The organism is Streptomyces sp. ID05-26A (assembly GCF_033794685.1).
Lineage (GTDB): Bacteria > Actinomycetota > Actinomycetes > Mycobacteriales > Pseudonocardiaceae > Lentzea.
Map to the genome: position 1 here is coordinate 2961030 of NZ_JARAYZ010000001.1, position 12757 is coordinate 2973786.

General features: G+C 68.2%; 11 protein-coding genes. 5 read left to right on the forward strand and 6 right to left on the reverse strand.

The features are described from left to right. The first annotated feature begins 4 nt into the window (after positions 1 to 4). A complete protein-coding gene (locus tag PV646_RS14695) occupies positions 5 to 3175 on the forward strand; it encodes a S41 family peptidase (protein WP_500341959.1) in 3171 nt (1056 codons plus the stop codon). Positions 3176 to 4196: 1021 nt separating this feature from the next. On the opposite strand, the gene PV646_RS14700 is transcribed toward PV646_RS14695, so the two are convergent. Continuing rightward, on the reverse strand, positions 4197 to 5015 hold the full coding sequence (locus PV646_RS14700) for a lysozyme family protein (RefSeq protein ID WP_500341960.1): 819 nt from the start codon (positions 5013 to 5015) through the stop codon (positions 4197 to 4199). A gap of 129 nt (positions 5016 to 5144) precedes the next feature. Between PV646_RS14700 and efeU the strand changes: the two genes are divergently transcribed. The 3 genes from efeU to efeB are packed head-to-tail and all read left to right on the forward strand — an operon-like array spanning position 5145 to position 8347. Beyond that, complete coding sequence (gene efeU / locus PV646_RS14705) at positions 5145 to 5969, forward strand: iron uptake transporter permease EfeU (RefSeq protein ID WP_500341961.1); 825 nt, start codon at positions 5145 to 5147, stop codon at positions 5967 to 5969. A gap of 18 nt (positions 5970 to 5987) precedes the next feature. After that, positions 5988 to 7106: an iron uptake system protein EfeO gene (efeO, locus tag PV646_RS14710; RefSeq protein ID WP_500341962.1), complete on the forward strand. Its 1119-nt coding sequence runs from the start codon at positions 5988 to 5990 to the stop codon at positions 7104 to 7106. Further along, positions 7103 to 8347: an iron uptake transporter deferrochelatase/peroxidase subunit gene (efeB, locus tag PV646_RS14715; RefSeq protein ID WP_500341963.1), complete on the forward strand. Its 1245-nt coding sequence runs from the start codon at positions 7103 to 7105 to the stop codon at positions 8345 to 8347. Before efeO ends, efeB begins: the two co-directional genes overlap by 4 nt. A gap of 1 nt (position 8348) precedes the next feature. Here the strand turns inward: efeB and PV646_RS14720 are convergent, their stop codons facing one another. Genes PV646_RS14720 through PV646_RS14730 form a run of 3 tightly spaced genes read right to left on the reverse strand, consistent with a single transcriptional unit; the run spans position 8349 to position 10786 of the window. After that, the gene (locus PV646_RS14720; protein WP_189158110.1) at positions 8349 to 8720 is read right to left on the reverse strand and encodes a tetratricopeptide repeat protein; all 372 of its coding nucleotides are present in this window, start codon (positions 8718 to 8720) and stop codon (positions 8349 to 8351) included. Between the two features lie 10 nt (positions 8721 to 8730). Next, positions 8731 to 9624, reverse strand: a complete 894-nt coding sequence (locus tag PV646_RS14725; RefSeq protein ID WP_500341964.1) for a DMT family transporter — start codon at positions 9622 to 9624, stop codon at positions 8731 to 8733. Positions 9625 to 9652: 28 nt separating this feature from the next. Beyond that, complete coding sequence (locus tag PV646_RS14730; protein WP_500341965.1) at positions 9653 to 10786, reverse strand: MalY/PatB family protein; 1134 nt, start codon at positions 10784 to 10786, stop codon at positions 9653 to 9655. A 50-nt stretch (positions 10787 to 10836) separates the two neighbouring features. Here PV646_RS14730 and PV646_RS14735 point away from each other — a divergent pair, with 50 nt between their 5' ends. Then, positions 10837 to 11286, forward strand: a complete 450-nt coding sequence (locus tag PV646_RS14735; RefSeq protein WP_500341966.1) for an Lrp/AsnC family transcriptional regulator — start codon at positions 10837 to 10839, stop codon at positions 11284 to 11286. Between the two features lie 6 nt (positions 11287 to 11292). Here PV646_RS14735 and PV646_RS14740 read toward each other — a convergent pair whose 3' ends face one another. Both PV646_RS14740 and PV646_RS14745 read right to left on the reverse strand, forming a co-directional pair. Continuing rightward, entirely contained in the window at positions 11293 to 12006 is a 714-nt protein-coding gene (locus PV646_RS14740) for a nucleotidyl transferase AbiEii/AbiGii toxin family protein (protein WP_500342397.1), read from the reverse strand. Between the two features lie 35 nt (positions 12007 to 12041). Continuing rightward, positions 12042 to 12677 (reverse strand): type IV toxin-antitoxin system AbiEi family antitoxin, encoded by a 636-nt coding sequence (locus PV646_RS14745; protein WP_500341967.1) that lies wholly within the window; start codon positions 12675 to 12677, stop codon positions 12042 to 12044. Positions 12678 to 12757: the final 80 nt, after the last annotated feature.

Here is a 12757-nt window from a genome sequence, read left to right on the forward strand (position 1 = left end):
TCTCGTGACTTACCTGCGGCATCCGCACCTGCGCGGTGACTTGGTGACGTTCGTGGCCGAGGACGACGTGTGGCTCGCGCCCGTCGACGGAGGAAGGGCCTGGCGCGCGTCCGCTGATCAGGTACCGGCCCGGACACCCCGTTTTTCGCCTGACGGAACGCATCTCGCGTGGGCGAGCGTGATCGACGGGGCCCCGGAGGTGCGCGTGGCGCCTGTGGACGGTGGCCCCGCACGCCGGCTGACGCACTGGGGTGTGGTCCGGACGGCGGTGTCCGGTTGGACGCCGGACGGGCGAGTGCTGGCGGTGACGCACACCGGCCAGATGTCGCGGCACCGCAAGCAGGCGCACGCCGTTCCGCTGGACGGCGGACCGTCCGAGGTGCTGCCGTACGGCTGGGTCAACGACGTCTCGTTCGGCCCGGACGGCCAGGTCGTCACGTCCTCCAGCTACATGCAGGAACCGTCGATGTGGAAGCGGTACCGCGGTGGCACCGCGGGCAAGCTGTGGGTCGACACCGAGGGTTCCGGTGACTTCACCCGGATCCTGGCCGACCTGAAGTCGACGCTGTCGAACCCGATGTGGGTCGACGGGCGGATCGCGTTCCTGTCCGACCACGAGGGCGTCGGCAGCGTCTACTCGGTGCTGCCGGACGGCACCGACCTGCGCCGCCACTCGGAGGGCGAGTTCTACGCCCGCAACGCGTCCAGCGACGGCTCGCGGGTGATCTTCCACCAGGCCGGTGAGCTGTGGCTGCTCGAAGGCCTCTCCGACCTGCGCAAGCTCGACATCAAGCTCGGCGGTCCGCGCACCGGCCTGCAACCGCGCCACGTCAAGGCTTCCGGCAACATCGAGTCGTTCAGCGTCGACCACACCGGTCGCGCGTCGGCCGTCGAGGTCCGCGGTTCGGTGCACTGGGTGACGCACCGGGACGGCCCGGTTCGCGTGCTGGCCGACCGTTCCGACGTGCGCGCACGGCTGCCGAAGGTGCTCGGCGAGACCGGGCACGTGGTGTGGGTGACCGACGTCGAGGGCGAGGAGGCCCTGGAGATCGCGCCCGTCGGTGGTGTCGAGCCGGGCAACACCGCCCGTCGTGTCGCTTCCGGTCAGCTCGGCCGGGTCATGTCCCTGGCTGCCGCGCCCGACGGGTCGCGCGTCGCCGTGGCCACGCACGACGGCCGGTTGTTGTTGGTGGACGTCGCTTCCGGTGAGGTGCGCGAAGTCGTCCGCGGCGCGAACGCCCATGTCACGCACCTCGCGTTCTCGCCGGACTCGGCGTGGCTCGCGTGGTCGCACCCCGGCCCGAACCCGTTGCGGCACATCAAGATGGTGAACGCGGCGGATCTGTCCGTTGTGGACGTGACGTCGCTGCGGTTCGCCGACTTCGCGCCGACCTTCACCGAGGACGGCAAGTACCTGGCGTTCCTGTCGATCCGGACGTTCGACCCGGTCTACGACGCGCACGTGTTCGACCTGTCGTTCCCGACCGGGTGCCGTCCGCACCTCGTGCCGCTGGCCGCCACCACGCCGTCGCCGTTCGCGCCGATGCACGGTGGACGCCCGGTCGGCGACGAGGACAAGGACTCCGAGGACGACGACGAGAAGACCCCGGTCACGAAGGTCGACCTCGAAGGCCTCGCTGACCGCGTCGTGCCCGTTCCCGTCGCCGCGGCCGACTACGTGTCGTTGAAGGCTGCTCGCGGTGGTCTGCTGTGGCTGCGCCGGCCGTTGCTCGGCGTGCTGGGGGACAACCTGGCGTCGCCCGAGGCCCGTCCGCCGCGCACGGTGCTGGAGCGCTTCGACTTCGTGAAGGTCAAGACCGAGTGCCTGGCGGACAGCGCCGATGCGTTCGCGGTGTCCGGTGACGGCAAGCGGATGATCGTCGAGGACCGCGGCGACCTGCGGGTCGTGCCGACCGACAGCAAGGCCGACGAGGACTCGGCCGACTACGTGGAGATCGATCTCGCGCGCGTGCGGGTCGTCGTCGACCCCGCGCTGGAGTGGGCGCAGATGTACGCCGAGAACGGGCGGCTCATGCGCGACCACTTCTGGCGCACCGACATGGGCGGCGTCGACTGGCAGGGTGAGCTCGACCGCTACCGGCCGCTGGTGGCCGAGGTGGGCAGCCACGACGACCTGGTCGACCTGCTGTGGGAGGTCCAGGGCGAGCTGGGGACCTCGCACGCCTACGTGTGGGGTTCGGCGCCGCACGTGCCCGCTTCTCGTCGTCAGGGGCTGCTGGGCGCGGATCTGGTGCGGTCTGGTGACGACTGGGTCGTTGAGCGCGTGATCCCGGGCGAGACCTCTGATCCGCACGCTCGGTCGCCGTTGTGCGCGCCCGGGGTGGCGGTGCGGGCCGGGGACGTTCTGGTGGCTGTCGACGGTCGTCCTGTCGGACTCGCTGGGCCTGGGGCGTTGCTGGTCGGGACTGCCGGGAAGCCCGTCGAGCTGACGGTGCGGCCCGGCGGTGGTGGCGAGTTGCGTCGGGTCGTGGTGGTGCCTCTGGCTGATGAGGAGCCACTGCGGTACCACGACTGGGTCGCGAACCGCCGTGCGTTCACGCACGAGAAGTCCGGTGGGCGGGTGGGGTACCTGCACGTTCCCGACATGATGGGGGCCGGCTGGGCTCAGCTGCACCGGGACCTGCGGCTCGAGCTGACCCGTGAGGCGCTGGTGCTCGACGTCCGGGAGAACGGCGGCGGGCACACCTCCCAGTTGGTGATCGAGAAGCTCGGGCGCAAGGTCATCGGGTGGTCGGTCGCGCGTGGGTACACGGCCTCGGAGTCGTATCCGCAGGACGCGCCGCGCGGACCGGTGGTGGCGGTGGCCGACGAGTACGCCGGGTCTGATGGCGACATCGTCAACGTGGCCATCAAGGAACTCGGGATCGGGCCTGTCGTGGGGGTGCGGACCTGGGGTGGTGTCATCGGCATCGACATGATGTACACGCTGGTCGACGGCACGATGGTCACCCAGCCGAGGTACGCGTCGTACTTCAAGGGGCATGGGTGGGCGGTCGAGAACTACGGTGTCGACCCGGACATCGAGGTGGTCATGTCGCCTGCCGACCGGGTTTCCGGTCGTGATCCGCAGCTGGAGAAAGCCGTCTCGTTGGCTTTGGAAACTCTTTCATCTTCGCCTGCTGCTCACGCTCCGGAGTTGCCTCCGTTGGCGTGAACACCCCATCGTGTGACTAAAGAACTGTGACGGACTGTTCCATGTGGACGATCAACCAGATGGAAGCTTGATGGGACAGTCCGTCACCGTTCGGGGGTGTGCTGGAGATGAGTCATCGTGAAGAGCCGCGCAGTGGTCGTGGGTGCTTCGGGGCTGTGGTGGTCGTGCCCTTCTTGGCGCTGGGCGGGATGTTCGCGTTGATCGCGTTGACCGGGGGGCCGGTGGAGGGGCCTCTGGCTGCGCCTCCGCCTTCTCGGCCTTCTCAGTGGTGGACTGAGCCGTTCGAGACCGGGGCGGTCGAGGCTGGGGTTTCTATGGCCACTGTCACTGAGACTGTGGTTCAGGGGGCTGGGCGGGAGGTTCTTGCTGCTCGGACTGCTACGCAGACTCGGGTTGTCGGTGGGGTTACCGTTACCGAGACCGTCCGGGTTTCTTCGGGCAAGCCTGCTGTTTCTGGGCGGGCTGAGACTGAGGTGCCTGAAGAAGTGTCGGCTTCGCCGTCTGCTTCTGAGTCGGCTTCGCCGGTTGTCACCACCACCGCTTCGGCTGTTGTGTCCAGTGTGGAGCCTGCTCCTCCTGTTGAGACTCCGGTTGTCGAGGTTCCGCCCTCGTCTGCGCCTCGGGCTGAGGATCCTGTTGTTCCGCCGGTTACCACTACCCCTCCCTGTGATCGGGCTGAGCCTCCTTCGGAGACCGGCTCGCCTGCTGCTGGGGCTCCGCCCCAGACCCCGCCAATCTGATCCAAAGCCGGGGCCTGCGCCGTGCGTGGGTAGATGGCACGCCTGTTGCTTTGGGCGGAGGCGCGTTGCTTAGTTTGGGCGCGGTGGTGGGGTGGCTTCGTCACGAGTCGAGCCAAGAGCGGGCCACATCAGGGAAGGGGTGTCAACCCGACGAAAAGCGTGTCGGGTTGACACCCCTTCCCTGATGCAGCAAGAGCTATGGCACGACTCGTGACGAAGCCACCCCACCCGGACCTTTTGGTAAGGACGGCTCGCCTGCGGCGTCGCGGGGTGCTGGGGTGTTACTGCTGTGCGCTGGCCCTTGCGTAGGCGTCTGCTCCGCTGAACACGTTTTGGCCGTACTCCACGGAGTTGTTGTACGTCAGCACTGCTGCCCACCAGCCCTGGCCTGTGCCGAGGTCTCGTGCTCCTCCTCCGCAGAGGTAACGCGCTGCTGTCAGGGCTGCGTCGTCGATGTTCTGCGGGTCTGCTGGGAGGCCGTCTGCCGCTGCTCGTTTTGCCCAGCGGTTCCAGGTGCCCGGGATGAACTGCATCGGGCCCACTGCTCGGTCCCACGTGGTGTCGCCGTCCAGGCGGCCGCCGTCTGTGTCCTTGATTGCCTTGACGCCCGGGCCGCCGTCCAACGGGATGCCGATGATCGGGCGGGACGGTAGGCCGTTCTCCTGGAGGCGGGCTCCGTTGATGTTGCCGTGGTGCGATTCGATCCTGCCGATGCCTGCCAGGGTTGCCCAGCTGATGCGGCAGGCCGGGGCCTCTTGTTGCATCGTCAGGTCTGCTTGCGCGTAGGCGTGCAGGGCTCGGGGCGGGATGTCGGTCTTGCCCGCTACCCGTGTTGCCCATTCGGCCAGTGGGTTGGCTGTCGCCGTGGTGCCCGGGGAGGCTGCGCTGCCTGGGGGTGCTGCTCCTGGTTCTACCTCCTGGATCGGGACCAGGAACGGGGGCGGGCCTGTTGGGGCCGCGTCTCGGCGGTTCAGGGCGCCCAGGGCCCAGGCGCCTGCGGCGACCACGACTATCAGCAGCAGCACCAGGACGATGCGGCCGAAGATGTTGCCGTTGCGGTTGCGGCGGACGGGTTCCTTGACTGCGGGCGGCGGGACCACGGCACCAAGGCTACGTGCTTCACCCAGGTGGTGACGGAGTGAAGCGTGATGAAACCGGCACTGATGGCGGCTGGACAATCAGGTGAGGCTTACCTTAAATAAGGCCGACCTAATTGTGGAGGCGTCGGGATGTTGTTCGCCAATGGGCTCATCGGGCTGCGCGAGGGGCTTGAGGCCGCGCTCGTGGTGAGCATCCTGATCGCATTCCTCGTGAAGACCGATCGACGGCACGCGCTCAAGTGGGTTTGGGTGGGTGTTGTAATCGCTGTGGCACTGTCCGTGGCGGCCGGGGCCGTGATTACGTTCAGTGCTGCCGGCATGACCTTTGAGCAGCAGGAAGCCTTCGGCGGGACGATGTCGATCATTGCGGTCGCGTTCGTCACGGGAATGATCTTCTGGATGCGGCGGGCGGCCAAGACGATTGCCGTCGAGTTGCGTGGCAAAATGGACGAAGCGCTCAAAATCGGACCTTTTGCCATCGTTGTTGTGTCCCTTTTGTCCGTTGGTCGGGAAGGGCTCGAGACTGCGGTCTTCTTCTATTCCAGCGTGCAGGCTGCTGGAGGGGGTACTACCGAGCCGCTCATCGGGTTTTTGGGCGGGATCTTCGTTGCCGTGGTGATCGCCGCGTTGCTCTACCAGGGGGCGATCCGGTTCGACCTCGGCAAGTTCTTCACCGTCACGGGTGTGCTGCTCGTGTTCGTGGCCGCCGGCGTGCTCAGCTACGGGATCCACGACCTGCAGGAGGCCGCGATCCTGCCGGGGTTGAACACGCTGGCGTTCGACATCAGCGACACCCTGCCGGAGGACTCCTGGTACGGGGCGCTGCTCAAGGGCTTCTTCAACTACTCGCAGCGGACGTCCGTGCTGCAGGCCATCGCGTGGGTGTCCTACGTGGTGGTGGTTCTGTCGCTGTTCCTCATCCGGCCGCGCCGTCGCGCCGCCGTGACCAACTGATCATCTACTGGAGTCACCGTGCGCAAGGCAGCAGTCATCCTGGGGTCTCTCGCGGTGCTGGCGGCGTGCAGCAGCAACGGCGGCACGAGCGGCGCTAGCGGCAACATCGCCGTCGAGGCCACTGACGACGCGTGCAAGGTCGCGAAGACCGAGGCGGGGACGGGCAACGTCACGTTCGAGGTGACCAACAAGGGCACCAAGGTGACCGAGTTCTACCTCTACGCGGAGGGTGACCGGATCCTCGGCGAGGTCGAGAACATCGGGCCCGGGCTGTCGCGGAAGCTGATCGTCGAGGTCACGGAGTCCGGCAAGTTCCAGACGGCGTGCAAGCCCGGCATGAAGGGTGACGGCATCCGTGGCGACTTCACCGTCACCGGTGACACCAAGAAGTCGACCGACGGCAACACGATGCTGGCCGCGGCGACCAAGAGCTACCAGCGCTACGTCGGGTCGCAGGCCGACCAGTTGCTGGTGAAGACCGAGGAGTTCGTCAACGCCGTCAAGGCCAAGAAGGTCGACGACGCCAAGGCGCTCTTCCCCGTGTCGCGCCTGTACTGGGAGCGCATCGAGCCCGTCGCGGAGAGCTTCGGCGACCTAGACCCCAAGATCGACGGCCGGGAGGACGTCATCGAGGAGGGCATGGCGTTCACCGGCTTCCACCGGTTGGAGAAGGACCTGTGGGAGTCCGGGCTGCAGGCCGACTCCGACAAGATCGCGGACCAGTTGCTGGTCGACGTCAAGGAGATCGTGTCCAAGGCGAAGTCGGTGGAGCTGACGCCCGTGCAGCTGGCCAACGGTGCCAAGGAACTGCTGGACGAGGTCGCCACCGGCAAGATCACCGGTGAGGAGGACCGCTACTCGCACACCGACCTGTGGGACTTCCGCGCGAACGTCGACGGGTCGCAGGCCGCGATCGCCGCGCTGCGTCCCGTGGTGGAGCAGAAGGACAAGGCGCTCGTGTCCACTTTGGACGAGAAGTTCAAGGCGCTGGACGAGGCGCTGGAGAAGCACCGCAGGGGTGACGGCTTCAAGCTCTACACCGAGCTGACGCAGGACGAGATCAAGGCGCTGGCCGAGGCCGTCGACGCACTCGGCGAGCCGGTCAGCAAGGTCGCGGAAGTGGTGTCGGCCAAGTGACCGGGGTTCCTCGTCGCAGGCTGCTCGGGTTCGCGGGCGCCGGGGTGGCGCTCGCGGGCGCGGGTGCCGCCGCCGGAGTGCTGGCGTCACGGGAGTCGGCGGCCGTCGAGAACGTCGCCGCGGCGAAGGTGCCGTTCCGCGGTGAGATCCAGGCCGGCATCACCACGCCCGCGCAGGACCACATGCACTTCGTCGCGCTCGACGTGAAGACGAAGAGCCGGGACGAACTGGTCGCGCTGCTCAAGGAGTGGACCGTTGCCGCGGAAAGGATGACGGCCGGGCAGGAGGCCGCGGAGAACGGTGCCGTCGGCGGCAACGTCGAGGCGCCGCCCAAGGACACCGGTGAGGCGCTCGACCTGCCCGCGTCCGCGCTGACGATCACCATCGGCTTCGGGCCGTCGCTCTTCGACGACCGGTTCGGGATCAAGGACAAGAGGCCGGAGCGGTTGATCGACCTGCCGCGCTTCCCGCAGGACGACCTGGACCCCGCGCGCAGCAACGGCGACATCTGCATCCAGGCCTGTGCGAACGACCCGCAGGTCGCCGTGCACGCCATCCGCAACCTGGTGCGCATCGGGTTCGGCCGGGTCGCGGTGCGCTGGTCGCAGCTCGGGTTCGGCCGCACCTCCTCGACCACGCGCGACCAGGCGACGCCGCGCAACATGTTCGGGTTCAAGGACGGCACGCGCAACATCAAGGCCGAGGACACCGACCACCTGCGCGACCACGTGTGGGTCTCGGAGGAGGACGGGCCGGAGTGGCTCGTCGGCGGCACGTACCTGGTGTCGCGCCGGATCCGCATGCACATCGAGATCTGGGACCGCACCTCGCTGGTCGAGCAGGAGCAGATCGTCGGCAGGACCAAGGGCGAGGGTGCGCCGTTGGGGCAGGCCAAGGAGTTCGACGAACCCGACCTGCACGTCAAGGGCGCGGGCGGCATCCCGTTGATCGGCGAGATCGCGCACATCCGGCTCGCGTCACCGGAAGCGTTGAACGGGGCCAGGATCCTGCGCCGCGGCTACAACTTCACCGACGGTTCGGACGGGCTCGGGCACCTCGACGCGGGCCTGTTCTTCGTGGCGTTCAACCGGGACTCGCGCACGCAGTTCGTGCCGATGCAGCAGGCGTTGTCCACAAAGGACGACATGATGGAGTACTTGGAGCACACCGGGTCCGGGCACTTCGCGGTGCCGCCGGGGGTTCGTGAAGGTGGGTTCTGGGGCGACGGGCTGTTCCGGTGATCTAGTTCCCCAGGGCCAGCCGGGCTTTGACCTCTCCGAGCGCTTCCTGGTACTCCGGTGACGGGTTCATCGCGACCGCCATCCGGAGCTGGGCGAGCGACTCGGGGAGGCGCCCCTGCCGTTGCAGCGTCTTGCCGAGCGCGAACCGGGCGTAGTGATCGCTCGGGTCGAGGTCGAGCACCTTGCGGAACGCCTCTTCCGCCCTGTTGAGCTGCGCGGACCCGAGATAGGCCCGGCCGGCCAGCAGTTGCACGGACGGCGCCTCGCCGGCCTCGTCCAGCACCTGCCTCAGTTCGCGCAGCGCGTCGAGCGGCCTGCGCTGCGCCATCAACGCCTCGGCCTTCCGGAACGCCTCGAAGGTGCCGTCCGTCATTCGATCAACGTTACCTACCGCCTGCCGGTTCTTCGACTGCCGTCCGGGCGACAGGACCTGAACGAGTGGCCGTGCCGAGCCAGCACGCGCCGAACCCGAGCACCAGCCCGGCCACGACCCCGGCCGTCGGCACCTGCCCGAGCAGCGGCCACGCGATCAACGCCGTGACGGACGGGACCACAGAGGACAGCGTGGTCATCGCCGCCGCCCCGCCCCTGCGGACGCCGACGAGGAACAGCGACGCCCCGCCCATCGAGTTGACCAGCACCAGGAACGAGACGGTCAGCCAGAACTGCCGCCAGTCGGTCACCGGGGAGCTCTCGGTCAGCGCGAGCAACCCGACCACGGGCACCGACACGGCGTGCTGCACGGCGTTGCCGGTGCGGAAGTCCGTGTCCCGGCAGAACCTCTGCTGGTACACACCGCCCGCGACGAACCCGAGCATGCCGAGCACGGTGAACGTCGCGCCGGTCCCGAACGACCCGAGCCGGTCCCACAGCGCCGCCAGCACCGCCATGACGCCGAGCAGCAGGCCGAGGACCTGTCTCGGTCCTGTTCGGACGCGGAACACCCGAGCGGCCACGACGGCAGTGAGCACCGGTGTGCACGAGATGACCAACGCCGTGGTCGCCGCCGGCACACCCATCCGCAGCCCGAGGTAGACGCCGGAGAACTGGCACGCCTGCACCAGCAACCCGGCCACGCAGGTGTGCGCGAGCTGCCGTCCGCGCGGCCAGCTCGCGCTGGTCACCAGCGCCACGACGGCCATCAGCGCGGCGGCGATGGCGAACCGGATCGTCGTCATCAGGAACGGCGGCGCCACGGCCACCGCGAGGGCGCCGACCGGATAACCGGACGCCCAGACCAGCACCGTCACCGCCGCGAAGCCGGGTTTGATCCGCACGGACTCCAGCCCTACCAGGCGAGGGGCCTCAGGGCGAGCACGCCTTGGCCATCCGCGTGACGGCCTCGGTGATGATCTCCGGCGAGGTCGCGAGGTTCATCCGGACGAAACCGGCACCGCCCGTGCCGAACGGGATCCCGGAGTTCAGCGCGACCCTGCCGCGCTTGAGGAACGTCCGGGACGGGTCGTCGCCGAGACCGAGCCCGCGGCAGTCCAGCCACGCGAGGTAGGTGCCCTCGCCGGGGGAGTAGCGGACGGCGGGGAGGTGCTCGGCGAGCAGGTCCGACAGCAACGCCCTGTTCTCTTGGAGCCCCTCCAAGAGTGCGTCCAACCAGGTGACGCCATCGGTGAGCGCCGCCGTGTGGGCGAGGATCCCGACGTGACTCGGCCCGTGGCTCACCTCCTCCGGCAACCGCGCGAGGTCGTCGGCCGAGTCAGGCCCGGCGACCGCGAGCGCGGCCTTGAGCCCGGCGAGGTTCCACGCCTTCGACGCGGACATCAACGACAGCCCGTCGTCCGCGACGCTCAGGTACGGCACGAAGTCCGCGGTCGTGAGCGGCGCGTGGATCTCGTCCGCCACGACCCTCACGCCGTGCGCGCGCGACAGCCGTGCGACCTCTTCGAGTTCGGCCGCGGTGTGCACGGTCCCGGTCGGGTTCTGCGGGTTGCACAGCAGGAACACCGCGCCCCGGCCGGCGTGCCCGAACGCGGCCTCCAACGCGCCGAAGTCGATCCGCGCGTCCCCACCCAGCGGAGCCTCGACCACCCGGCGCCCCAGCGACTCGACGAACTGGAAGAAGGGCGGGTAGACCGGGCTGTTGACGACGACGGGCGCGTCCCGGTGCGAGACCAGCCGGAACATCTCGACCACGCCGAGCATCACGTCCGGCACGATCGCCATCCGTTCGACGGCGGGCGTCCAGCCCCACCGCTTCGTCGCGAACACGGCGAGCGCCTCGGCGTAGGCGGTCCCATTGGGATAACCCGTGTCGCCTCTGCGCACGGCGTCGGTGATCGCCCGCGCCACGGGTTCGGCAAGCAGGACGTCCATCTCGGCCACCCACACGGGCAGGACGTCCTCGGCGTAGTGACGCCACTTCATGCTGGTGCGGCGCTTCAGTTGGTCCAGGGTCAGCTGACGTAACGGATTCGCGCTGCTCATGAGCAAAAAGCTAGGGGAACCCGCGGGCAAGGTGTTTGCGTTCTTTGCTCATGGACGCCGTGGACCGCAAAATTCTTGCCGAACTGCAGCGCGACGGGCGAATCACCGTCACCGACCTCGCCCAGCGCGTGCAACTGAGCATCTCGCGCTGCCAACGGCGCCTGCGGGAACTGGAACGCGACGGCGTCATCTACGGCTACCGGGCAGTCGTGGACGCGGCCGCCCTCGGCTTCGGCTTCGAGGCCCTCGTCTTCGCCAAGCTGCGGCTCGACACCATGGCCGACTTCGACCGCGCACTGGTCGACGTGCCGAACGTGGTGGAGGCGCAACGGTTGTTCGGCAGTCCCGACTACCTGCTGCGGGTGGTCACCGCGGACCTGGCGTCGTACCAGCGGTTGTACGAGGAGACGCTGGCGAAGCTGCCCGGGGTGCGCGGGCTGACGTCGACGATCGTGATGAAGCAGGTGATCGAACCGCGGCCGTTGCCGACCAGCCCATGAGCAGCGCTACCAGGCGAGTGCTTTCCCATAGGCCTCTCGAACGATCTGCAGGCACCAGTCGGGTGTGGGAAGTTCGCTGGTCTGGTGAGCCAGCTGCGACTGCCAGTCCAGTGTGGACGGTAGCGAGGCGAACTCGTACTTCTGGACCGAGGCACCCGTCGCGTCGCGGACCAGGCCGGAGGCCTCTGCTGTGAGCGCGCCGAGTTCGGCCAGGCGTGCGAGGTCGTAGAGGTCCCGCGCGGCGTGCCGGTCTGCCCAGGCGAGGGTCTTCATCGCCGCGAATGCCTGCAAAGTGGGAACTCTGAGCGCGACCTCCGACGCGATGTCGCTGTACCTGGTCTCGACGTGGACGGCCTCACTCGGCCAGCGGGCCCAGTCCTCGTGGTCGAGCAGTTGCACCCGGACGCGGAGATCGGTCGTCGTCACCAGAACGCCTGGTTCGACAGCGGACCTCGCGGCACGCAGCGGAGGATCCCACCTGGTCCCGGGGAACTCGCGCCGCAGAAGCCGCGGCAGCCGGTCGTCGAGAGCGGTCGCGACCGCGGTGCGGTCCGGTGTCCACAGGTCGATGTCCTCCGACAGGCGTCCGCCGCCGGGTTCGCGAGATGTGTCCTCGCCAGCGCTGTTCCGCCGACGAACAACACTTCCGGCGCGATCTTCGGCAGAACCGCCAGCACGTGACTGATCAGGTGGTCCGCTTGACCTGGTCCTCCGCGACACCGAACATGCCGGCGACCGCGGCGAGCTCCTCGTGCTCAAGCATCCGCCGCCTCCTTCACCCGTGCCAGCGCCGCCGGCCTGTGCTGATCACGCGCGAGTTCCTCGGTGACGGCCCAGTCGATGCGGCGGGTCAACGCACGCAGGATCTCCTCGACGTCTGCTGCCCCGACACCGCCGAGCTTCGGCCTGGCAGCGATGTCGAGCGCTGTCTGCTCCGGCGTGGTCATCCATCCCGCTGTGAGTTCGGTTTCCACTTGTTGGAGGTCGAGGCGGCCCACGTCGCGCTTCACGAAGACCACGTCGCCCATTCTGGTGTGCAGGACGGGTCGTTGTTTCGGCACGGCCACGACCGCGGTGCCGATAGCGCGGGGTAGCGCGCCGTGACGACGCGCCGCGGTGATGCTCATCAGCGCCACGGCGTCCCGTCCATAGTCGGCTTGGGCCACACCCAGCGCCGCCGCCGCGAGATCCGGGCGCCATCTCGGGTCGCCGAGCCGATCCATCGGGGCCAGCGCGTAGTAGCCGGTGCTGATGTAGCAGAGGACCGCTTGTTCCAGCAGTCGTTCGAACTCGCTGCGAGGGTGGGCGTACACGTCCGCCGCGTCTCTGGGACGCAACACCTTGTTCGCTCTCCTGGCGAGCTTGGTCGGGATGGTGACGCGGTCTTTCATACAACCTCCGTAGGCTACGAGCCCACTTTCATAATACTCATTGCATCGGGGCATGTGGGGAATGCCCGCGGGCGTTGTCA

What these genes read in the sequence shown, in the direction of transcription:
- efeU (WP_500341961.1), top strand. Translation starts at nt 5,145, where the DNA reads ATGTTGTTCGCCAATGGGCTCATCGGGCTGCGCGAGGGGCTTGAGGCC.
- PV646_RS14720 (WP_189158110.1), bottom strand. Translation starts at nt 8,720, where the DNA reads ATGACGGACGGCACCTTCGAGGCGTTCCGGAAGGCCGAGGCGTTGATG.
- PV646_RS14730 (WP_500341965.1), bottom strand. Translation starts at nt 10,786, where the DNA reads ATGAGCAGCGCGAATCCGTTACGTCAGCTGACCCTGGACCAACTGAAG.
- PV646_RS14735 (WP_500341966.1), top strand. Translation starts at nt 10,837, where the DNA reads ATGGACGCCGTGGACCGCAAAATTCTTGCCGAACTGCAGCGCGACGGG.
- PV646_RS14745 (WP_500341967.1), bottom strand. Translation starts at nt 12,677, where the DNA reads ATGAAAGACCGCGTCACCATCCCGACCAAGCTCGCCAGGAGAGCGAAC.